Source organism: Exiguobacterium sp. s21 (assembly GCF_018617975.1).
GTDB lineage: Bacteria > Bacillota > Bacilli > Exiguobacteriales > Exiguobacteriaceae > Exiguobacterium > Exiguobacterium mexicanum_A.
Window position 1 is genome coordinate 186,143 of sequence record NZ_JACSLF010000004.1, and the last position, 21,196, is coordinate 207,338.

At 52.3% G+C, this 21,196-nt stretch carries 19 protein-coding genes, 1 riboswitch and 1 other annotated feature; of the genes, 8 read left to right on the plus strand and 11 right to left on the minus strand.

The window, feature by feature from the left end; genetic code table 11:
- Positions 1-121: 121 nt before the first annotated feature.
- Positions 122-1,042 carry a UDP-N-acetylmuramate dehydrogenase gene (gene murB / locus KNP06_RS07035; RefSeq protein WP_034780819.1) on the plus strand — a complete coding sequence of 307 codons (921 nt, stop codon included), beginning with the start codon at positions 122-124 and terminating at the stop codon, positions 1,040-1,042.
- A gap of 89 nt (positions 1,043-1,131) precedes the next feature.
- On the opposite strand, the gene ald is transcribed toward murB, so the two are convergent.
- From ald to trhO, 4 genes are all read right to left on the minus strand, one after another.
- A complete protein-coding gene (gene ald / locus KNP06_RS07040) occupies positions 1,132-2,262 on the minus strand; it encodes an alanine dehydrogenase (RefSeq protein WP_214788350.1) in 1,131 nt (376 codons plus the stop codon).
- A 131-nt stretch (positions 2,263-2,393) separates the two neighbouring features.
- Positions 2,394-3,617: a PucR family transcriptional regulator gene (locus KNP06_RS07045; RefSeq protein WP_138860053.1), complete on the minus strand. Its 1,224-nt coding sequence runs from the start codon at positions 3,615-3,617 to the stop codon at positions 2,394-2,396.
- Positions 3,618-3,718: 101 nt separating this feature from the next.
- Positions 3,719-4,144: a divergent PAP2 family protein gene (locus KNP06_RS07050; protein WP_034780824.1), complete on the minus strand. Its 426-nt coding sequence runs from the start codon at positions 4,142-4,144 to the stop codon at positions 3,719-3,721.
- 116 nt (positions 4,145-4,260) lie between these two features.
- Positions 4,261-5,202 (minus strand): oxygen-dependent tRNA uridine(34) hydroxylase TrhO, encoded by a 942-nt coding sequence (trhO, locus tag KNP06_RS07055; protein WP_114164846.1) that lies wholly within the window; start codon positions 5,200-5,202, stop codon positions 4,261-4,263.
- 222 nt (positions 5,203-5,424) lie between these two features.
- Between trhO and KNP06_RS07060 the strand changes: the two genes are divergently transcribed.
- Positions 5,425-6,075 carry a TVP38/TMEM64 family protein gene (locus tag KNP06_RS07060; protein ID WP_214788353.1) on the plus strand — a complete coding sequence of 217 codons (651 nt, stop codon included), beginning with the start codon at positions 5,425-5,427 and terminating at the stop codon, positions 6,073-6,075.
- 21 nt (positions 6,076-6,096) lie between these two features.
- On the opposite strand, the gene KNP06_RS07065 is transcribed toward KNP06_RS07060, so the two are convergent.
- Together KNP06_RS07065 and KNP06_RS07070 are read right to left on the minus strand one after the other, a co-directional pair.
- Positions 6,097-7,398, minus strand: coding sequence for a Na+/H+ antiporter NhaC family protein (locus tag KNP06_RS07065; protein WP_214788356.1), 1,302 nt, complete (start codon positions 7,396-7,398; stop codon positions 6,097-6,099).
- A 52-nt stretch (positions 7,399-7,450) separates the two neighbouring features.
- A riboswitch (SAM riboswitch) is annotated at positions 7,451-7,546 on the minus strand.
- A gap of 96 nt (positions 7,547-7,642) precedes the next feature.
- The gene (locus KNP06_RS07070; RefSeq protein WP_251131561.1) at positions 7,643-9,322 is read right to left on the minus strand and encodes a GGDEF domain-containing protein; all 1,680 of its coding nucleotides are present in this window, start codon (positions 9,320-9,322) and stop codon (positions 7,643-7,645) included.
- 152 nt (positions 9,323-9,474) lie between these two features.
- Positions 9,475-9,687: a binding site (T-box leader), on the plus strand.
- A gap of 52 nt (positions 9,688-9,739) precedes the next feature.
- On the opposite strand from KNP06_RS07070, the gene argS reads away from it, so the two are divergent.
- Entirely contained in the window at positions 9,740-11,422 is a 1,683-nt protein-coding gene (argS, locus tag KNP06_RS07075) for an arginine--tRNA ligase (RefSeq protein ID WP_034780833.1), read from the plus strand.
- 37 nt (positions 11,423-11,459) lie between these two features.
- Here argS and KNP06_RS07080 read toward each other — a convergent pair whose 3' ends face one another.
- Both KNP06_RS07080 and KNP06_RS07085 read right to left on the minus strand, forming a co-directional pair.
- Positions 11,460-12,038, minus strand: a complete 579-nt coding sequence (locus tag KNP06_RS07080; protein WP_034780835.1) for a metallophosphoesterase family protein — start codon at positions 12,036-12,038, stop codon at positions 11,460-11,462.
- Positions 12,035-12,526 (minus strand): YajQ family cyclic di-GMP-binding protein, encoded by a 492-nt coding sequence (locus KNP06_RS07085; RefSeq protein WP_034780837.1) that lies wholly within the window; start codon positions 12,524-12,526, stop codon positions 12,035-12,037. The genes KNP06_RS07080 and KNP06_RS07085 overlap by 4 nt, the downstream gene beginning before the upstream one ends.
- A gap of 70 nt (positions 12,527-12,596) precedes the next feature.
- On the opposite strand from KNP06_RS07085, the gene pulA reads away from it, so the two are divergent.
- The gene (gene pulA, locus KNP06_RS07090) at positions 12,597-14,591 is read left to right on the plus strand and encodes a type I pullulanase (protein ID WP_214788359.1); all 1,995 of its coding nucleotides are present in this window, start codon (positions 12,597-12,599) and stop codon (positions 14,589-14,591) included.
- A gap of 17 nt (positions 14,592-14,608) precedes the next feature.
- On the opposite strand, the gene KNP06_RS07095 is transcribed toward pulA, so the two are convergent.
- Positions 14,609-14,773 (minus strand): YycC family protein, encoded by a 165-nt coding sequence (locus tag KNP06_RS07095; protein ID WP_214788361.1) that lies wholly within the window; start codon positions 14,771-14,773, stop codon positions 14,609-14,611.
- A 140-nt stretch (positions 14,774-14,913) separates the two neighbouring features.
- Here KNP06_RS07095 and KNP06_RS07100 point away from each other — a divergent pair, with 140 nt between their 5' ends.
- From KNP06_RS07100 to KNP06_RS07110, 3 genes are all read left to right on the plus strand, one after another.
- On the plus strand, positions 14,914-15,705 hold the full coding sequence (locus KNP06_RS07100) for a hypothetical protein (protein ID WP_034780841.1): 792 nt from the start codon (positions 14,914-14,916) through the stop codon (positions 15,703-15,705).
- A gap of 101 nt (positions 15,706-15,806) precedes the next feature.
- On the plus strand, positions 15,807-17,930 hold the full coding sequence (locus KNP06_RS07105) for an MMPL family transporter (protein WP_214788364.1): 2,124 nt from the start codon (positions 15,807-15,809) through the stop codon (positions 17,928-17,930).
- Between the two features lie 253 nt (positions 17,931-18,183).
- Entirely contained in the window at positions 18,184-18,819 is a 636-nt protein-coding gene (locus KNP06_RS07110; protein WP_214788367.1) for a YitT family protein, read from the plus strand.
- A 42-nt stretch (positions 18,820-18,861) separates the two neighbouring features.
- Here the strand turns inward: KNP06_RS07110 and KNP06_RS07115 are convergent, their stop codons facing one another.
- Entirely contained in the window at positions 18,862-19,398 is a 537-nt protein-coding gene (locus KNP06_RS07115) for a DUF4367 domain-containing protein (protein WP_353048602.1), read from the minus strand.
- A gap of 89 nt (positions 19,399-19,487) precedes the next feature.
- On the opposite strand from KNP06_RS07115, the gene KNP06_RS07120 reads away from it, so the two are divergent.
- The gene (locus KNP06_RS07120; RefSeq protein WP_214788370.1) at positions 19,488-20,210 is read left to right on the plus strand and encodes a YwiC-like family protein; all 723 of its coding nucleotides are present in this window, start codon (positions 19,488-19,490) and stop codon (positions 20,208-20,210) included.
- Positions 20,211-20,231: 21 nt separating this feature from the next.
- On the opposite strand, the gene KNP06_RS07125 is transcribed toward KNP06_RS07120, so the two are convergent.
- Positions 20,232-21,176, minus strand: a complete 945-nt coding sequence (locus KNP06_RS07125) for a DUF4003 family protein (RefSeq protein ID WP_251131562.1) — start codon at positions 21,174-21,176, stop codon at positions 20,232-20,234.
- Positions 21,177-21,196 lie beyond the last annotated feature (20 nt).

The following is a 21,196-nucleotide window of genomic DNA, read 5'->3' on the forward strand; positions in this document are numbered from 1 at the left end:
GTCACCCCTGTCAAAGATTTGTATACTGTGTTTCGTACTGAAATCATTCAGTGACGTGTTTGCCTCTCTCTTGACGAACCGAGGCATGCTTAAAATAGAACGTAAAGGATTGAGGCAACGCATGAGCTTTTTAGACCAACTACTTACTATCATTCCGGCCGATCGCGTCAACCAAGACGAACCACTGTCGGCACACACGTATACAAAATTAGGCGGGAAGGCCGATTATTTCGTGGCCCCGCACACGTACGAGGAAGTACAAGCCGTGCTTGAACTTGCTCATCGCGAGAGCGTCCCGTTCATGATTCTCGGGTTTGGATCAAACTTGATTGTCCGTGACGGCGGCCTTCGCGGAATCGTCTTGAACTTGAACGAGTTGAAAACGATTCGTCGCGATGGGAATCAATTGATCGCCCAAGCCGGCGCGGCCATCATCGATGTGTCACGCCAAGCGCTCACCGAGGAACTATCAGGCTTAGAATTCGCCTGTGGCATCCCGGGGACGGTCGGTGGCGCGGTCTACATGAACGCAGGCGCCTACGGTGGAGAGACGAAAGACGTCATCGCGAGCGCGGTCGTCTTGTCACCAGAAGGCGAACTCATGACGCTCACGAAAGAAGAGCTCGACCTCGATTATCGGACGAGCCGAGTTTCTAAAGACGGGCTGATTGTCCTCGAAGCGACGTTCGAACTCGAGCCGCTCGGCTATGAGGCGATCAAAGAAGTGATGGATGACTTGACGCACAAGCGCGAGTCGAAACAACCGCTTGAATACCCATCGTGTGGTAGCGTTTTTAAACGACCGCCTGGTTATTTTGCCGGTAAATTGATTCAAGACTGCGGCCTGCAAGGGAAGCGGATTGGCGGGGCGGAGGTCTCGCTCAAGCACGCCGGATTCATCGTCAATATCGATGAAGCGACGGCGACTGAATATATCTCGCTCATCCGTCACGTCCAAGCGACGGTGAAGGCGAAGTTCGAGATTGAGCTTGAACCAGAAGTCAAAATCATTGGTGAGGATATCGCCGTCGAAAACGCATAAGCACGAAAACGCTCGAACCAACCGGTTCGAGCGTTTTTTGATGATGTGACGACATAAAAACCGACAGAACTATTCTGTCGGTTTGGTCCTTACGCTTGTAATTGTTTTGTGACCGCTTCAGCAGGCGCCACGAACGTGTAGCCGAGGTCACGCGCGACAGCCTCATACGTGACTGTCCCGTCGATGACATTCAAGCCTTTGAGTAACGCCGCGTTTTCACGAAGCGCCGGGAAAATCCCTTTTTGAGCGCACTCGACGATATACGGAATCGTCGCGTTCGTCAAACCGAGCGTCGACGTCCGTGGGACAGCACCTGGCATGTTGGCGACGGCATAGTGTTGGACGCCGTAGCGCTCATACGTCGGTGCGTCATGCGTCGTAATATGGTCGATCGTCTCGCAAATCCCGCCTTGGTCGATGGCGACGTCGACGATGACCGACCCAGGTGACATCTGTTGCACCATTTCTTTTGTGACGAGTTTCGGTGCTTTCGCGCCTGGGATGAGGACGGCACCGATGACGAGGTCACTGTCCGCCACTTGTTTGGCGATATTGTAGCTGTTTGAGATGAGCGTATTGATCGTGTTGCCGAATTGGTCGTCGATTTGGCGAAGACGGGCTGGGCTGATGTCCATGATTGTGACGTTGGCACCGAGGCCGATGGCGATGCGGGCTGCGTTCATCCCGACGACACCGCCCCCGATGACGGTGACGTTCGCACGTGGTACGCCAGGCAAGCCTGACAAGAGAATCCCTTTTCCACCGTGCGGTTTTTCAAGGATTTGGGCCCCGATTTGAGCGGCCATCCGTCCAGCCACTTCGCTCATCGGCGTGAGGAGCGGCAACGTGCGGTCGATCTCAACCGTCTCGTAAGCGATCGCCGTCACGCCTGAATCGACGAGTGCTTTCGTGAGTTCTGGTTCGGCTGCCAAGTGCAAGTAGGTGAAGAGCGTCAAGTCCGGACGGAAATAACGATATTCAGACGGTTGCGGTTCTTTTACTTTCAACGCTAATTCGACGTTTCCCCAAACGTCTGCGGCTGTGTCGACGATTGTCGCCCCTGCATCGACATACTCCATGTTCGTGAAGCCGCTCCCGACACCGGCTTCCGTCTCGACGAGAACCTCGTGTCCAAGCTCAGTTAATACGGCTGCACCCATCGGCGTCAAGGCGACGCGGTTTTCATTGTTTTTGATTTCTTTCAATACCCCGATTTTCATGTAAAGTTCCCCTTTCTCTCTACTGACACAATTTGTTCACACCTCTAGTATAGACCCATCCGAAAACGCTGTCTTTAGCATGGATTCTAAAAATGACAATGCCCACTTTGTGAAAAATCACAAAGCGGGCATCAATCATCTTGTCGGTATTGGCCTGCCTTGATGGCGAGGTAAACAGCGGCTCGTTCGGGCAGTGAGACTTGCGTAATATTCGTCAGTTCCTCGATGCGGCGAATCCGATAGAGCACGGTGTTCGGGTGGATGTGAAGATGGGAGGCGACGCGTTTGACGTTCCCGTCAAAATAGAAATACCACTCGAGCGTCGTGACGAGCTCGGTATGATGGGCGACATCATATGCCTGCAAACGCTCGATGGTCGGATGCGTTTCGAGCCGAAGCCCGATTCGGCGAGCGAGATCTGGGACGAGCTGATAAATCCCAATTTGTTCGAACGTGTGCGTCGCGGCAAGCTCATAGGGGAATTTCCGACGAAGCGACGTGACCTGTCGTGCTTCTTCCATCGCGGCATACAGCGTGTCGCTCTCAAAGAAACGACGGCTGACGCCTAAACGTGGATCGACTTCCGTGAATTTCTCTCGGAGCTGTGTCTCGAAGCGATTGGCCCACTGCAAAAGTGCCGTCTCTTCCTCGGCTAACTCCGATTTCATATAATGCCAGACGAGGAGCTGTTGACCATCGATGGCGTGCAGCACGACCTCGATCGCTTGTTGGGTCGCGAGAACATAAAACAATCGCTCCGCCAGCTGTGGGGTGATCGGTTGGCTGCACTCGATGATGGTGAGTCGGCTGGCGACAGCAATCGGAGCGAGTTCATTCAAACGATCGCGATGAGCGGACGACAAATTGGGGCTGGCCAACACCTCTAAAAAGAAACGCTCGAGCTCGGCATCGATGCGCCGCTCATGCATGGCGATGGTCATGAGCAATTTTTTAGCGATGCTCGCGCCTTCTTTTAACACAGTGAGCTCTTGTTCCGAGAACGGGGTCGTTCGGGCGAGGCTCCAAATATAACCGAGCACATCGTCCTGTTGTTTGATAACGACAGCGGCACGTTCGCCTAAACCGACAGCCATCCGGGCTGGGATGACGACCGGTTCGTCTCGGTCGATCACTTCTTGCAGGATTCCACTTTCCCATAAGTCCTCGATGACCGCTTCCGGCACACGACGGCCGATGATGGTCGCGATGCGGGCCGGGTCGGTCGAGTCGGGGTGGGTGCTGTAGGCGAGCAACTGATGGTGGCGATTTTCAATCGTGATTGGGGCCCGAATCGCTTGTCCGATTGCTTCGGCAAGCGTATCGAGCGATTCATAAGATTTCTGCAAAAAAGGCATGTCGATTCCTCCTCTCTCTCACTATACCGTCTCTGTTGTGAAAGTTCACAAAAAGATAGAGTGTTTTGAGAAGAAGGGGCGACATGCCTCTAAAATTCAGCTTAAATCGGGAAAAATAATCCGATGACGAGACCGAGCAGGGCACCGACGATGACTTGGAACGGGGTGTGACCGACCAACTCATTTAAAATCGGTGTTTCATGTTTGATGCCTTTGAAATAGTCGTTCAACAAACGGGCTTGAAACCCGACCGCTTGCCGGACACCGGTCGCATCGTACATGACAATCGTCGCGAAAATCAGGGCGAGCGCGAACATGCTGGAATCGATTCCTTCGATACGCCCGATCACGGTCGTCAATGCGACGACGGTCGAGGAGTGGGAACTTGGCATCCCACCTGAGGCAAACATGATTTCAAGTTCAAAATCTCGTGTTTTAATGAGTTCGGTTACGAGCTTGGCCGCTTGGGCGATGAACCACGCGAGCAAGGCGGCGAGTAAAGGTTCGTTAAAGAGCAATCGATTCACTTCCTGTCTGACAATGGTATCTACACTATACCCGATTCTTTCAGGCACTAGACGTAAAGTTTCTGTCAAAAAAGCACCCCGAGCGTAGGCTCGAAGTGCTTTCTGGTCGATTTTTGTTACCCGACGACGCCTTCAGTCTCCTGAAGTTTGTCCGCGATATTCTCGATGATATAGCGGTTACGTGGATGCTCCTGGCACTCTTTCGAGCATGAACGCATTTGTTTCGGTTCACACTCTTCACAACAGAAGTGTTGGGCATTACACACCGGGTTGGCACAATTAACGTAGCGGACCGTCTTCGTTCCGCAGTGCATGCACTCCGAAACAACGGACGGGTTGACCGTGTTGACCGGGACGTTGATGCGCTCGTCAAAGACGTAAAGCTCACCTTCCCAGTCTTCGCCTTTCGTGGCTTCGTCTTTGCCGTACATGGCGACGCCGCCTTTTAGGTGGAAAATGTTGTCGTGACCTTGGTCACGCATATATGCGGTAAATTTCTCGCAACGGACGCCTCCGGTACAGTACGTGAGTAAGGTTTTCCCTTCGTAGAGGTCCTTGTTCTCTTCGAGCCAATCTGGCATGTAACGAGAAGCCTCTACGTCGATTTTGATCGCATTTTTAAAGTGACCAAGATCGTACTCGTAGTTGTTACGAACATCGAGGATGACGACATCGTCGCGATTCATCATCTCTTTCCATTCTGCCGGTTCGAGGTACGCACCGTGCTGTTTAGGAACGTCGAACTCACCATCAAAGCGCCACGTCACAAGCTCTTTCTTATGACGGACAAAGATTTTTTTGAACGCATGCTCTTCGACTTCATCGATTTTGAACTCGATATCGCTGAAAAGCGGGTTCGCTTTCAAGTCGTTCATGTATTGCTCGGTCTGTTCCCAAGTCCCAGAGCACGTTCCGTTGATTCCTTCGGAAGAAATCAAGATCCGTCCTTTGATGCCAAGGTCCTTACAATACTTGAGGTGCTCTTGTGTGAGCGTTTCTGGGTCTTCGATGTTGACGTACTTATAGTACAGCAAGACCCGCATTGGTTTTGTTTCCATGTTATTACTCCCCTGTGTTCAGTTTTTTGCAGGAAAACGAACGTTGGGTTGTGTCGTTCGACGAGCGGACTTGCCTGCAACCACAAGTCCATATTATATGATAGATATCACAGCGAAATTTCGCAAATACTTTTTATTTTTTTTACTGGCGTGCAGGGGGATGCGTCTTCCTGAGCGAAATCGGGTAAAAGGTATTAATGAAAGTCGAAGGTGGAAACTGATATGCTCACATCACTCCAACAATGGATTATCCAACTGATTGAATGGCTGCAAGAGCTTCCGGGAGGCCCATGGGCGGGACTAGGGGCGCCGTTCCTTGAGGCGATCTTTCCATTTCTTCCGCTCGTCCTCATCATTTCGGCGAACGCGGCCACGTATGGGTTCTTGCTCGGGACGTTATTGTCTTGGGTCGGTAGTTTACTAGGGACGATTCTTGTCTTTACAGCCGTCCGTTACGTATTCCGTAAACCGATGACACGGTGGCTCGAAAAACATAAACAAGGGGTATATTGGCTGGAACGCATCAACCATATGAGCCCGATCTCGCTTGGGTTTTTATATTCACTCCCGTTCATCCCGGTCAGTTTGATCACATACTTACTCGCCCTCATTCAAATGCCGCTTCGGACATTCATCATGGCGGCGGGGTTCGGGAAACTGCTTGTCGTCTTGATTTTTTCGGTCATTGGTGACCAGTGGGAAGAGTTTATTCAAAGTCCGTTCCGCTTATCGATGCTTGGACTGTTACTGTTTATCCTTTGGGCGATCAGCCGTGGTCTCGAGGAATTGCTCAAGCGGCGCGCCTTCAAAAAACGCAACGAACAACTTCAACGTGAACGTGAAACGAAACGTCAAACGACCCTTCGAAGCTAGTGCTTCAAAGGGTCGTTTTGGTTAGGCGCGCTTTTTGAAACGCGGGAAGTTAAAGACGATGGCCAGCCCTCCGCAAATGAAGAGCAGGAATGGATAGAACATATACGGGACGAGCGCTGGTGACGCCGTATTCGTCAATTCGGCGGCGATGAGCAACTGTGCCCCATAAGGCAACAGGCCTTGGACGCCACACGAGAAGATGTCGAGCACACTCGCTGATTTCTTTCGCTCGATGTCATACGTGTCGGCGATATTGGCGGCGAGCGGACCGGCCACAAGAACCGAGATCGTGTTGTTCGCCGTCGCGACGTTGGTCGCGCTGACGAGCCCGGCAGTGCTCCATTCGGCACCGGCACGTTTTTGAATCCGCGACGTGAGCGCGTCACGCAAGTAAGTGAGCCCGCCGTTATGTGAGATGAGTCCGACGAGTCCGCCCATGAGGAGCGTCAAGAGCGAAATCTCGGCCATACCCATCATCCCGTCTGCCATAGCCGTGACGTATGAAGTGAAAGCCAAACTCCCATCGATCAAACCGATGATGCCGGTCAAGGCGATCCCGCCAAGCAAAACGAGAATGACGTTCAACCCGGTCAAGGCGAGAGCGATGACGGCGAGGTATGGAATGAGTTTATACCATTCGAACGCGGCTGCATCGACAGTCGATTCTCCACTCGATAACACCGATAAGAGGACGATTGTGATAAGGGCGGCCGGGAGGACAATCCAAAAGTTGGTTCGGAATTTGTCACGCATATTGGTACGCTGGGTCCGGACGGCAGCGATTGTCGTGTCCGAGATGAACGACAAGTTGTCCCCGAACATGGCACCACCGACGACGGCAGCCGCCGCGATAGCGATATTGACGCCACTTTCTTCGTGGATACCGAGCGTGATCGGGGCGAGGGCCGCAATCGTGCCCGTCGACGTTCCCATCGCCATCGAGATGAAAGCCGCGATGACGAATAAACCGCTCAGTAGAAGCGAGGACGGTAAAAATGTCAGCGCCACATTGACGGTCGCGTCGATTGCGCCGATTGCTTCGGCGACACTCGAGAACGCTCCGGCGAGCAAGAAGATGAAGACCATGATTAAAATGCCGGGGTTCCCCGCACCTTGGGCGACACGCTCGACCGTCTGAGTGACGCTGCCTTTCGTCATCATCGCCGCGACGATGACCGCGATCAACGCCGCGATCAGGACCGGGAATTTATAAAAGTCGTTATAGTAGATGCCTGCCCCGATAAAGAAGACGAGGAAGACGAGCAAAGGCAATAGTGCCCATTTGTTAGCTGTCGGTTGTTCCAATCGATTCACCTCATTCATAAAATAAAAAGAGAGCCTTCTGAAAAAAGGCTCTCTCTACAAGAAAACACTTTTTTCATCTTTCGAGCAGACTGCTCGCTGGATTTGGCACAGGTTACCCGCTGCCGAGACGTCACTGGGCCAGTCCCTCAGTCTCTCTTGATAAAAAAGTTGTGATATTTAATTATAAGACACGTTCCCTAACGTACTTGTTTCAAATCCGCTTGTCAATAGCAAACCCCCACGCGGTGAACGTGGGGGTGAGTCAGGTCGTTAAGAAATTGTAATGGGCGACGCGGTTGCGTCCGGCGTACTTCCCGCCGACGTAGAGGGCCCGGTCAGCGTTACGAATCGTATCGTCGAGGCGTTTGTCACCGAACGCCTGAATCGTGTCGACACCGATCGAAGCGGTGACGGGGATATCGATCCCGTCGACGTGGAACGGTTTGTTCTCGATTTGTTGCCGGATCCGTTCGGCGATCTCGATTGCCTGTTCGACATCGCAACGGTTCAATAGCAAGATGAACTCTTCACCGCCGTAACGGGCGGCAAAATCTTCGGTGCGGAGTGCCTGGCGAATCCGCCGTCCAAACTCTTGGAGCACACTGTCCCCGACTTGATGTCCGTGCACATCGTTGATTTTTTTGAAAAAGTCGATGTCGAGCATCGCGACCGAAATCGGATACATCGAACCGTCCGAGATTTGTTGAATCCCGTATTCGTAAAACGCGCGTGCATTGGCGAGGAGCGTCAAGCTGTCGGTCCGACTTTCCGTGTAAAGACGGTCGCGCTCATGGCAGCGGCTGATCGTCCGGTTGAACGACTTGAGAAGTTTGACGATTTCACGTTGGATGGTCGGGGGATACCCATAGACGTGTTCACCCGTCATGACGAGCCACGTGCGAATCCCTTCGATCTCCTCGGACCGAACCGAGATGAAACTATGATAGTCGTCGTCAAATTCGTTCGACAGTGGTGCGTCCCATTCGAAGCGCATCTCATATTCGACCGAGGCTTCGTTCGGATAAGCGTGATCGAGCAAATCGAACACGATGTGACGGTCGATCGGCTGGCGCGTCTTTAAATCAAAGTAAAGTGTGCGGTCGAACAGTTTGAACTCAACGAACCCTTCGTCGTACTCGTTGAGTCGTTCACATTGACTGAGGAACACCTCGATGGCTTGCGCCTCGCTCTGCGACAACGACACGGCTTCTTTTGCCTCATCATATTGTTCAATCAACGATTTGAAGGCGTCTTGCCGACCTTTCTGGATGATGAGCCGCTTAATAAAGAAGGTGAGTGCGGCGGCGATACTGCTGACGACAAGCAAGTTCGTCTCACGGAAGAGCGAGGCTGCTAAAATGAAGACGAGACTGACGATATACGTGTAAAACGCGATGTTTAGAAAGTCGCGGACCGGGATATCGACACGGAACCACCAACCGACTTGATACTTTTGCACGACCGTGTTCAAGATGATGGCCAGAATCAAACCGGCGAGCGGCAGGAACGAGTCTTGAGAATAGAAGCCGAGACCGGTCACACCACCAAGTGCCAAGTAAACACCGGCTGGGATGGCAATCTCCAAGAAAGACGTGATGGCGTTCCAAGGATACGTGAAGCGGAAGCGTCGAAGCGCGACGCGCGGTTTCAAGTTGACGAACTGGAAGACGAGGAGACCAATCTGATTGACGAAAAGCGCCGTCTCGAAATCAAAAAACAAGAAAATGATGAGGACGATACTTTCCGAAAACGTGAAGTAGACGCCTTTCCGTTCGATGGAGTCCATTTGAAAAATGATGACAAGGAGCGCGATCAAGATGAACGGCAACGGCTCGATGGCGGGTATGTTCAATACGCCTGTGGCGAACAAGGTGATCGTCGATATGAGTAAAACACTCCATATGCTCCAACCAAGGACGGACATCTTGCGAAAATGGTTCATGGTTCCCTCCTATATGGGAAAATTCGATATGTATGGTAGGAGATTCGGCACATTCATGCCCGAGTCCTGCCTATTCATCATAATGGCGGAATTCTAGCATTGAGTCTATATGAAATATCCTCTATAATGAAATTGCTTTTCAACCACATAGACGAAAGTCGATGAAAAAGAGAGTAACGATCGTTCCGTCAACAAAGCGACCTAGGGATTGGTGAGAGCCTAGGCTGACAAACATCGCGAAACGCACTTTTGAGATGCTGCCCGAACCTTAGTAGGCGTAGCCGGGGGACCCCCGTTATCACCGATAAAGCGGTCTGCGTCAAGCAGGCAAGAAGAGTGGTACCGCGGGCCATCCCGTCTCTTTGCATCTGTGCAAAGGGCGTTTTTTTTATGAAAATTTTATAAGGAGGAATTGTAATGAGTTATGAACGCAAATATGCGGAAGCCTTGTCCCGTGTCATCGGGGACGAGTTGACGCTCGACCAAATTGAAGCTCTAATTGAAAAACCAAAACATGAGGCACACGGGGACCTTGCTTTCCCTTGTTTCCAACTCGCGAAAGCCTACCGGAAAGCGCCGGTCATGATCGCGACTGATATCGCGAACGATTTGAACGATGAATTGTTCACAAAAGTCGAGGCGGCTGGACCATACGTGAACGTCTTCTTGAGCCGTGACGTCGTGTCACAAGAAATCATCAACATGGTGCTCGACGAAAAAGCGGACTATGCGACGCACGCAACCCGCAACGAGACAATCGTGACCGACTTCTCGTCACCGAACATCGCCAAACCGTTCTCGATGGGACACCTCCGTTCAACGGTAATCGGGAACGCCATTAACCAGATCGCCCGTAAAAACGGCTACGACGTCGTTGGGGTCAACCACCTTGGGGACTGGGGGACACAGTTTGGAAAACTGATGGTCGCCTATAAAAAATGGGGCAACGAGGAAGCGGTACGTGAGCATCCGATTGCCGAATTGTTGAAGCTTTACGTTCACTTCCATGAAGAGGCGAAGACGCAACCGGAACTTGAGGACGAAGGGCGTGCTTGGTTCAAGAAACTTGAAGACGGCAACGAAGAAGCGACAGAGCTATGGACATGGTTCCGTGACGAGTCGCTCAAAGAGTTCCAAAAAGTATACGACTTGCTCGGCGTCGAGTTCGACAGCTTCCACGGGGAGGCGTTCTACAACGACAAGATGGACCGCATCGTCGCCATGCTCGAAGAGAAGAACCTTCTCGTCGAAAGTGAAGGGGCGATGGTCGTCTCACTCGAAGATGAGAACTTGCCGCCATGCTTGATTAAAAAGAAAGATGGCGCGACGCTTTACGCAACACGTGACTTGGCAGCGGCCGTTTATCGTCATGAGACGTATAACTTCGTCCAAGCGAACTACGTCGTCGGCGGCGAACAGGCGCTTCACTTCAAGCAGTTGTTCTCGGTCCTCCGTAAACTCGGCTACGACTTCGTCGACGGTATGCACCACGTGCCGTTCGGTTTGATTTTGCAAGAAGGGAAAAAGATGTCGACACGTAAAGGTCGCATCGTCCTGCTCGAGGAAGTGCTGAAAGAAGCGATCGAGAAAGCTCAAGGCAACATCGCCCAGAAGAACCCAGAACTTGCGAACGCGGACGATGTGGCACGTATGGTCGGTGTCGGCGCGGTCATCTTCCACGACTTGAAGAACGAGCGCATCAACAACATCGAGTTCGACCTCGACAGCATGCTCAAGTTTGAAGGCGAGACAGGCCCGTACGTGCAGTACACGAACGCGCGTGCGAACTCGCTCCTCCGTAAGGGCAACTACGACGGCTCGACATTCACGGGTGCGGATGACGACCACACGTGGGGCGTCGTGACGATGCTCAACGCGTTCCCACACGTGATCACACGTGCCCATGAGCGCCGTGAACCGTCGATTATCAGCCGTTACGTCCTCGACTTGGCGCAATCGTTCAACAAGTATTACGGCCATGTCCGTGTACTCGAAGAAGATGCTGGTAAACAGTCGCGTCTCGCCCTCGTCAAAGCGGTGACGATCGTATTGACAGAAGGACTCCGTCTGATCGGTGTTCAAGCTCCAGAAGAAATGTAAGCACAAATAAGGGACCCTTTTGAGGGGGTCCCTTTTCCTATGCCTTCATTCGTGTGACTGTCCGGGTTTTTGTATCGTACAAACACCATTCCCGGTCGAAGATGACGGCGCCGACGTTAATGACGTACCGTTTTTTCTTCAATGTGAACGGTTTCCCGATTTCCCAGGGAATCGAACGGCCTTTCCGGTAAATCCCCGGGATATGGCTGTGGCCGATAAAGACGAGCGGATACTTGCCTTTCTCGACGATCGGTTCCCAGTCCGGACTCCAGTTCACTTGATGGCCATGCAAGAACAACGCCTCATCGAGCGTCGTCTGTTCCGGTAATAATGAAATCCGCGTCTTAACTGGATGCGACACGACGAGCACCTCGTCAATCCGTTCTTCTTGATTGCCACGCAGGCTCGGGAACGTGAGCAGCGCCTCGTAATCCGGGTCGTACGTCACGACGTCGGACACTTCGTGGAACCGTTCGTTCCGTCGCTTTTTGCCAATGTGGCATTCATATAAATCGCCGAGGCAGAGGATATGCTCCGTCTCACGCCGGACCGACTCGAGGACGGCCTTCAAATCATCAAACGAGCCATGCGGGTCACTGATGATGGCGAGCTTCATCGGTAGTTCGTGAATTGGGCATCGACAGACAATTCGAGCTCACGGACGAGCTGCATGACGGCTTGGAGGTCATCGCGTGACTTGGCCGTCACACGGATTTGATCGTCTTGGATTTGCGACTTCACTTTCAACTTTGATTCTTTAATGGCGTTGTTGATTTTTTTCGCATCGTCTTTATCGATGCCGCTCTTCAACTTGACGCGTTGACGGACGGTGCCACCGAGGGCGCGCTCGATTTTTTGGTAGTCAAGGTTTTTCGTCGGCACGCCGCGCTTGATCAATTTCGAGATCATGACGTCCTTCAATTGCTCGAGCTTGTAGTCGTCATCCGATACGAGGACGAGGTCGCCGTTGTCGAGTGACATCTCACTCTTCGATCCTTTAAAGTCGTAACGGTTTAAAATTTCTTTCTCGGCGATTTGGATCGCGTTCTTCACTTCTTCCAGGTTCATTTCTGACACAATATCAAAAGAATTGTCTTTTGCCATGTTTCATCCATCCTTTACAAGGGTTTTGTTATAATGATAGCAGATTTGAAGTAGTGAAGGAGTGAAAGAGATGGAACATACTATCGATCAACAGACAAATGTAGATTTAGACCATATGGCGTATCACGGCAAAGACCTCGGGGTGACGTTTAAAGGTGATATCATCCGGTTGCGGGTCTGGTCGCCAGTCGCCGAAGAGATGACCGTAAAACTATACCGGACGCCGCGGGCACGAAAGTTCGAACGGATTGAGCTCGAACGGGCCGAGAAAGGGACGTGGGTCCTTGAACTCGACCGCGCTTCATTCGAAGGATATTTTTACGTGTTTGAAGCTACCGTCGAAGGCAAACGTGTCGAGTCGCTCGATCCGTATGCGAAAGTCGTCGGTGTCAATGGGAAGCGCGGGTGTCTGCTCGACCCGTCAGCGCTCAACCCGGACCATTGGGTCAAAGAACGTCCGCTTTTCCACTCTTCACAAGAGGCGGTCATTTATGAAGCGCACGTCCGTGATTTGACGAGCCATCCCGACAGCGGCGTCATGCATCGTGGCAAATTCCTTGGGATGACCGAGGTCGGCACGAAAACGCCGAACGGCTATCCGACCGCGCTCGACTATATCACCGCGCTCGGCGTCACGCACCTCCAACTCATGCCGTTCTTCGATTACGGTTCGGTGAACGAGTCGCGTGAGAGCGAGGCGAATTATAACTGGGGCTATGACCCGGTCCATTATTTCGCCGTCGAAGGTTCGTACGCCTCGTCTGCCGATGACCCGGCCGCTCGCATCATCGAGTTGAAGGCGATGATCCAGGCACTGCACGACCGTGGGATCCGTGTCATCATGGACGTCGTGTTCAACCATACGTATGATGCGTTGACGACACCGCTCGGTCAGTTCGTGCCCGATTACTATTACCGCTTGAACGAGGATGGAACGCTCGCCGATGGTTCGGCGTGTGGGAACGATACGGCTTCAGAGCGCGCGATGATGCGGAAGTTGATCGTCGAATGTGTCTCATACTGGGCGAAAGAGTTCATGATCGATGGCTTCCGCTTCGATTTGATGGGGCTCCATGACGTCAAGACGATGAACCAAGTCCGGAAAGCACTCGATCGCATCGACCCATCGATTCTCGTCACCGGAGAAGGTTGGGATCTCGACACGCCGCTCTCGGTCCGCAAGAAAGCGAACCAGCATAACGCCCATAAGATGCCACGTATCGCCCAGTTCAACGACGCGATTCGCGACGGCGTCCGTGGGGACGTGTTCATCGAGGACTTGCCAGGCTGGATCAGCGGCAACGCGGATATGACGGCGGACGTCAAGCGCGGCATTGCCGGCGCGGTGACAAGTCAGAGTTTTGCCGATGAACCGAACCAAGTCGTGAACTACGTTGAGTGTCATGACAACTTGACGCTTTGGGACAAGCTCGCCGTTACGAACCCGGACGATGACGAGACGACACGTCGTCGCCGGCATCGCCTCGCGACAACGATCGTCATGCTCGGTCAAGGCATCCCATTCTTGCATAGCGGTCAAGAGTTCTTCCGAACAAAAGATGGGGACGAGAACAGCTTTAACTCGGGTGAGGTCGTCAACCGCTTGGACTGGACACGGGCCGAGCAGGAGACGCCGAGCGTCGAATACGTGAAGGGATTGATCAGTTTGCGCAAACAATATCCGTTGTTCCGTCTCGAGAACACGGAGCAGATTCGCAAACATTTGCGCTTCTTCGATGAAGAAGAAGGGGTGATCGCCTTTGAACTGAGTCGCCACGTCGAAGGGTATGTCGAACGTCACCTCGTCTACCATAACGGGCTCGAGGAAGCGGTCGAGGTGAAGCTGCCGGCCGGTAAGTTCGAGGTCCACGTTGAAGACCATACCGTCAATTTGACAGCGCCGCGCCTCCTTGAAGAACGACACGTCACTGTGGCACCGCTCTCGACGCTCGTCGTGACGGAACGCCGCCCGGATTACAGCAAATATGCGGTCGCCGGCGGGGCTGCCCTTGCGATCCTTGGTCTCTGGTACGTCGCGAAAAAACGCAAGAACAAACAGCAGTAACCAAAAAAAAGGAGACGTCATTCCGTCTCCTTTTCCTCGTTCGTTTCAGTTTTGGCTGCCTCCAGTTCCATCATCTTCTTCACGATGATGTGTTTTGGCATATGCATGAGCTCCTCGAGCGGAATGTTCAGCTTTTTAGCAAGCTCGACCGCCGTCTCGGGAGAGAGTTGAAGTGGGCGCATTGAGGTTCCTCCTTTCACATTCAGGGTATGCTAATGCCAGTATACAGGAAAATCAGGCGCATGGAGAATGTGTTCTGTGAACACATTCAAAATCGAAAAATGCGTGGGGCGTTGCTAAGCTGAAACTAGGAAGTGATCAAATGTACAAACAAGTAGCAGACTATCAATTTCATCAAACGGTTGAATGGTTGGAGCGCGTTGGTGGAGGATGGATGTTGTATTTGGCGCAAACCGGTTTTCTGTTTTTTGACGAGACGTTCCAAATCCGATGGGAACTCGAGTGGAAATGGGCACCGTGCGCACTATATATTGAACCTCATGGCAGACGAGCCGTCGCGCTGTTTCGGGATTTACAGACATACGGAGTCATGGATTTAACAAACGGGACGATGGAACGTCATCCGATCCCACGGACGTTTCATGACGATTGGTTCAGTAACCTGCACCACTGGTCAGGAGACGACCTGTTTCTTTACTCGGCCGAATCAGACATTGTCGCTTTGAACTTGAACGACCACACGTTCCGGTATAGCCGCTACGAAGAGGTCCCCGAGTTCGGGAGTATCATCGAACTTGCCTATCAGCCGACCTATGATTTCGAACGATTCACGGCACCGGGCCTCGTGACGCTGTACGACGAACCGAATCAACAGTTCGTGGTCGAGAATGTTGCGTCGAGCGCGTCTTGGATGATTCCATACGGAGGTGACCGCGATTTGGCCATCGTCGATCAAATCGGCGAGACGACCGCGATCACATCGATGACGTCGTTCCAACTGTTTGAACGCGATCGCGAAGTGTTCTCGTCTGAAGTGTGTGCTGAAACTGAATTACTGAAAGTCGTCTTATTGGACGAACCGGGCGACCGACTTGTCGTCTTGTCAACGCCACGCCGCTTTTGCCATAGTTGGCTTCAAGTGTTCGAGCGTTGATGCTCCTGGACCAGACCATGGTTCAGGATTTTTTTACGAAGACTTGGTGAATCCCGAAAAAAACGGGAACAGTCTTCTTAGATGGAGAGGAGTGGACAGGGATGGAACGATTAGGACAAGCGTTAGTCCGATGGCGCTACGCTGTCGTGTTGATTTGGACGGTTTTACTCGCGGTATCGGTATATTTCGGATTACAGTTGCCAAGTGAACTGCGCGGCAATGGATTTGCGATTCAAGACGGGCGCTTCGCCCAAGTGGAAGATACGTTGAACGACCGGTTCGACCGGGCCGGTGCCTCGATGATCGTCTTGTTGGAAGGTGGTGACCTTGATATGGTCATCGAGCAGCAACGCGATCGACTCGTCGAAGTCGATGGGGTCGATGGCGTGATCACGCCAGCCGAGAATCCGGAGGCACGCGATGGGGACGTCGCCTATTTATTGCTCGAGTTCGAGGACTACGATACGGCCGAGACGTCGATTGAAGACGTCCGCAGCGCCTTGATTCGAGATACGGATACAGACGTGCGATTGACTGGAGAGCCGGTCTTCGCGGATGACTTGAACGAGGCGTCAAAGAATGACTTGATTCGGGCCGAGTTGATTGGAATCCCGGTCGCGTTGCTCGTCCTCTTGCTCGTCTTCGGGACGCCGCTCGCCGCAGTCATGCCATTATTCGTCGGTTTAATCACGTTCATCGTGGCAGCGGGCTCGCTATTCTTCTTTGCCCAGACGATGGAACTGTCTATTTTCGTGTTGAATGCGGTCGCGATGATTGCCATCGCGCTCGGCATTGATTTCTCCTTATTGCTCGTCAACCGGTACCGGGAAGAGCTCGCGAAAGGGAAGTCACGTGAGGCGGCCATCGTCCGAACGGTCGCGACGGCTGGACGCTCGATTCTATTCTCAGGACTTTGCGTCTTCGTCGGACTGGCTGGGTTGTTGTTCATCCAAGTCGACGTGTTCCAAGCGATTGCCCTCGGTGCGTTGATTGCCGTCGCCGGTGCGGTCTTGTCCGCGCTCACATTGTTGCCGTCTGCCCTGTACATCGTCGGAGACACGATCAATAAAGGACGGCTCGTCAAGACGAATGAGACGCGCTCGGAAGTGCGATGGCAGAAGTTGGCCCGCTTCGTCATGAGACGTCCCGTCACGATGACGCTCGTCGCGCTCTTGCTGCTACTGCCAAGCCTCTGGTTCGTCCGTGACCTCGAACTGAACATCCCGGACGCCGATGCGCTCCCGACCTCGTACGAGTCACGGGCCGCCCTTGAGCGGTGGGACGACGTGTTCGGAGAGACGTCGACCGATGCGGTGCTCTTGTTTGAGACGAATGACTTGACCGATTCGATGATTCTCGATGAATTGACCGCACTCACTGATGAGCTATCCGAGGATCCGATTGTCGACAACGTCACGACGTTCTTGACGGCATCCGGTCTCGAACCAGCCGAGTTCCAACAACTCGCTGAAGCGGCACCAGAGCAACTTGAGGCGTTCGAACGTCTCGTCACGCTTGAAGGAAATACAGACCTTGCCCTCGTCAACGTCAGTTTCAACGTCCCGCCGAGTGATAAGGACGCGCAGGCGTTCGTCCGTGATTGGCGCGACAAAGGTTTCGATGTCGGAGGGCCGGCCGCGTTCAACGAAGAAATTTATGAAGAGATTTATGACAGCATCCCGTATGCGGTCGTGACTGTCATCTTGGCGACGATGGTCATTCTCATGTGGGCGTTCCGCTCGGTCTTGATTCCAATTAAGGCGATTATCATGAACGTGCTCGGTCTCGGGGCGACGTTCGGGCTGCTCGTCATCATCTTCGAATCGGGTTACGTGTATGACGCCGAGACGATCAGTATTTTGACCCCTGTATTTATCTTCTCGCTCGTATTTGGCCTGTCGATGGACTACGAAGTGTTCCTCGTCTCACGGATCGAAGAATATTATCGGGAGACCGGGGATAACGACTATGCGACGGAGATGGGGCTCGCCAAGACGAGTAAAATCATCACGTCGGCCGCTGTCATTATGATCGTCGTCACGGGAGCGTTCGCCTTCACCGGCGTCAGCCCAATCAAACAGCTAGGTGTCGGCATCGCGCTCGCCATCTTCATCGACGCGACAATCATTCGCATCTTGCTCGTACCGTCTTTGATGAAAGTGTTCGGGGACTGGAACTGGTGGTGGTTCGGGAAGAAAGATTTACCGAAACGTAATCTACACTAAATATACATTTAATGAAATAGTCTTGAAAATGTGTTAAAATAGTTTCATGATTACACGCAATTTGGGAAAGGAAGGTCTTTATGGATACCGAGAGGACATGGCCTCTGTTTCAATTGCCGGACTTCTAGCGTTGAGTTTTTACAAGCGACATCAATGTAAAAATCAACAAACGGAAGATCGGAGATGGAACAGATGGAACCGCGGCTACGACTGAGGATCCTCCTCTCCGTTGAAAACGGGGAGGACAATCGGAATGAAACGAGTTGCTACCATAGTGCTCGGAACGCTGATCATGGCGTTCGGTTATTATTATTTGAATGAACAGTTTGGTTTGGCAGAAGGGGGCTTCGTCGGGCTAGCATTGCTCGGCCGCTATTTATTTGATATCGATCCAGCGATCTCGATGATCGTACTCGATATCCCCTTCTTTTTAATTGCCCTTTGGTGGAAGGGCTGGCGCTTCGTCGGACAAGCCGTGCTTGCCGCCGCGTCGTTATCGCTCAGTTATGCGATGTGGGACCGATTGGATTTACTCACATTCGACATTCAAGTCTGGCCGGCAACGTTGTTTGCCGCCATCGCGAGCGGGATTGTGACCGGTTACGGTCTCGGTCTGGTCTTGAAGTCAGGCGGGGCGACCGGAGGCGACGATTTATTCGCACTCGGCCTATCAAAATGGACCGGCGTATCGGTCGGGACGATTCTCGTCATATTTGATGTGATCGTCTTGGCGATTTCGCTCATCTATTTGCCGCTGTCGAACGCGCTTTATACGCTTCTCGCGGTCTCGATCGCAGGTCGTGTCGTCACGAAAATGTTGACGGACGATGTGGTCGAAGTAACCGTGCCAAGTGTGACCAAACTAAAAACAAAAAACGATCTCGCGTGAGATCGTTTTTTTAATGGCGTATTTAAAGGAGCTTGTCATTACTTACTTCTCGATTGAACTCGCAATCTTTAGTAACTCTTCTTTTGAAAGACGACTCCCTGAATAGTCGATTGCGTATTCAACATTTTCGTATTGCCAACTAACCATTTTTGTTTGATCAACTTCTGTATAATATCCGCTCGAGCCATCCGATAACTTGATCGACTCGTCCCAACTAGTGACGTGATTCCAGCCTAGGTTTGTCGTGGCCCATATCGTCAACGATTCGACGTCGTTCTCGTATACAAGTTTGACTTGACTCAAATTGACGACATTGGAGTAGTGATTCGTTGTTTCGATTGGGAGATAATTAGGTTCATTGACTTCGAACGGAACGAACGATGTCGTGAATGTGAGTGGTAATGGAGCCCTTCCGGCAATCAGAAGAATAAAAATCAAGCCAAAAATGACTTTGAATATGGGACGGCTGGTTCTTTGATTTGGTTGACGGGTCACTGTTCTGTCTCCTCTCATTCGAATCACTTCTAGCATACCGAAATAAAATTCTAAATAGACAATCGTTTTATGTAACAGGGACATGAGAAATCGAATATGCGGAGAACAGTAACAAACGTCACAGCGCTTTCTGGAGCTGTTGCTCTACACTAAACATAGAAGGAGGGAGTCACATGACATGGATGATTCCAAAACAGCACGGCGCCTGGTCGATGCTGATCTTACCGTTCTTACTCGGCGGTATCGTCGGAGGGTGGACGCTCGCGCACATCCCGTTCGCGATCGCTTGGTTATTCGTTTATATGGGCACGTTTTTCTTGTTCCAATACATCAAGCAACGGAAGAAGTCTAAGGAACTGTTGCGTACGGTCGTGGCGTATTTGACGATTGCCACCGTCGCCGCCGTCCCGGTGTTTCTGTCCGAGTGGCGTCTCGTCTGGTTCGTCCTCGCCATGATCCCGTTCGGACTCGTCAACGCCTATTTCGCCAAAATCAAAGACGAGCGCAACGTCTGGAACGACGTCAGCGCCGTCACTTCATTTTGTATCGGCGGGATGGCGAGTTATTATCTCGGGGCACGGGTCTTGGACGAGACAATGATGTGGATGTTCGTCTTGCCGTACTTATATTTCCTCGGAAGTATCTTTTTCGTCAAGACGATGATTCGAGAGAAAAAAAGTCTATTCTATCGAAACGTATCATGGGGGTATCACTCCTTGCTTGTCGCCATCTTCATCGCGTTCGGCTATCCGGTTTTGGCACTCGCTTACGCGCCAAGTCTCGTCCGGGCGGTCGCGTTCTACGGCAAAAAGATCCCCATCATGAGGATCGGGATCGTCGAAATCGCCAACTCGGTGTTTGTGCTCGGTTGTCTCAGCTGGTATTTATTTTCTTAAGAAGGGGCGACCCTTCTTTTTTTAATCGCTTGAAGCGCTGCTAGAGATGATGGCGACAGTCGTCGCGGCCGTTGCTGCCTGTTGCATGGCGAGCAGGTGGGCGAACGTCCCGTGTAACAGTAAATCGCTCGCGTCTTCCTTGATGTTGTTTGCCGCGACGAGTTGCAGGGCGACCGTCAACGCGTGGGTGTGGAACCAGCGATGCTTTTCCTTCTCGGCGTTCGTGATTTCGATCAGGTCGCGCTCGTCGTTGTCGTTCGGAGCCGCGACGATGGCCAAGAGGGCGAGCGCTGGCAGATGCTCGTTTTTGACAGCGATTGTTTGTCCTTGGAGCCGCGTGCGCCACTCGAGCAGGCGGTTGATGACCTCGTCTGAAGGCAAGTCGCTAAAAGCAAGTAGATGGGAGACGAGTTGGAGCTCGTTTGAGCGGGGCAACTCGGCTTTCAACGCTTCGTAATACGTCTCGATTCGTTCATTTAGCGCAACATGGTCATCGAACGCTTGAACGAGGACGAGGGCAGACAAGAGATCTTCTTCGCTCGTCAGCCAAGGATGGTTTCGTTTGAACGTTTGATAGAGTGTGCTTGCCTCATCGAGCCGGCGCTCGGGCTCATCGACGTTGATCAGTTGGCTCGCGATAAAGGGCCGCAACATACTGAAACGGAAGTGCTTCCGGTCGAGTAACGTATCGAGCCGGAGTGCCTCGTCGATGGCCGGTTCGATGTCTTCGTACTTGGCATCGAGAAACGACAGCCAGACAAAATTAGTACTGCCGCGAAATTTCGAGAACATGCCGGTCTTCTGTTTCAGAACCGCTTGAGCGTGTTCGAACCGTCCCGAATCGAACGGGGTATCGTGCATGGCATAGTTGATGGCCATCAAACGTCGGAAATCATCGGTGAACCACTTTGTCGCTCCCTTGATTCCTTCGAGTGCTTCGAGGTAACGGGTGTAACGTGTCATCATCAGCAATTCCTCCTTTTGCT

What these genes read in the sequence shown, in the direction of transcription:
- murB (WP_034780819.1), top strand. Translation starts at nt 122, where the DNA reads ATGAGCTTTTTAGACCAACTACTTACTATCATTCCGGCCGATCGCGTC.
- ald (WP_214788350.1), bottom strand. Translation starts at nt 2,262, where the DNA reads ATGAAAATCGGGGTATTGAAAGAAATCAAAAACAATGAAAACCGCGTC.
- KNP06_RS07045 (WP_138860053.1), bottom strand. Translation starts at nt 3,617, where the DNA reads ATGCCTTTTTTGCAGAAATCTTATGAATCGCTCGATACGCTTGCCGAA.
- trhO (WP_114164846.1), bottom strand. Translation starts at nt 5,202, where the DNA reads ATGGAAACAAAACCAATGCGGGTCTTGCTGTACTATAAGTACGTCAAC.
- KNP06_RS07060 (WP_214788353.1), top strand. Translation starts at nt 5,425, where the DNA reads ATGCTCACATCACTCCAACAATGGATTATCCAACTGATTGAATGGCTG.
- KNP06_RS07065 (WP_214788356.1), bottom strand. Translation starts at nt 7,398, where the DNA reads ATGAATGAGGTGAATCGATTGGAACAACCGACAGCTAACAAATGGGCA.
- KNP06_RS07070 (WP_251131561.1), bottom strand. Translation starts at nt 9,322, where the DNA reads ATGAACCATTTTCGCAAGATGTCCGTCCTTGGTTGGAGCATATGGAGT.
- argS (WP_034780833.1), top strand. Translation starts at nt 9,740, where the DNA reads ATGAGTTATGAACGCAAATATGCGGAAGCCTTGTCCCGTGTCATCGGG.
- KNP06_RS07080 (WP_034780835.1), bottom strand. Translation starts at nt 12,038, where the DNA reads ATGAAGCTCGCCATCATCAGTGACCCGCATGGCTCGTTTGATGATTTG.
- KNP06_RS07085 (WP_034780837.1), bottom strand. Translation starts at nt 12,526, where the DNA reads ATGGCAAAAGACAATTCTTTTGATATTGTGTCAGAAATGAACCTGGAA.
- pulA (WP_214788359.1), top strand. Translation starts at nt 12,597, where the DNA reads ATGGAACATACTATCGATCAACAGACAAATGTAGATTTAGACCATATG.
- KNP06_RS07095 (WP_214788361.1), bottom strand. Translation starts at nt 14,773, where the DNA reads ATGCGCCCACTTCAACTCTCTCCCGAGACGGCGGTCGAGCTTGCTAAA.
- KNP06_RS07100 (WP_034780841.1), top strand. Translation starts at nt 14,914, where the DNA reads ATGTACAAACAAGTAGCAGACTATCAATTTCATCAAACGGTTGAATGG.
- KNP06_RS07105 (WP_214788364.1), top strand. Translation starts at nt 15,807, where the DNA reads ATGGAACGATTAGGACAAGCGTTAGTCCGATGGCGCTACGCTGTCGTG.
- KNP06_RS07110 (WP_214788367.1), top strand. Translation starts at nt 18,184, where the DNA reads ATGAAACGAGTTGCTACCATAGTGCTCGGAACGCTGATCATGGCGTTC.
- KNP06_RS07115 (WP_353048602.1), bottom strand. Translation starts at nt 19,398, where the DNA reads ATGTCCCTGTTACATAAAACGATTGTCTATTTAGAATTTTATTTCGGT.
- KNP06_RS07120 (WP_214788370.1), top strand. Translation starts at nt 19,488, where the DNA reads ATGACATGGATGATTCCAAAACAGCACGGCGCCTGGTCGATGCTGATC.
- KNP06_RS07125 (WP_251131562.1), bottom strand. Translation starts at nt 21,176, where the DNA reads ATGATGACACGTTACACCCGTTACCTCGAAGCACTCGAAGGAATCAAG.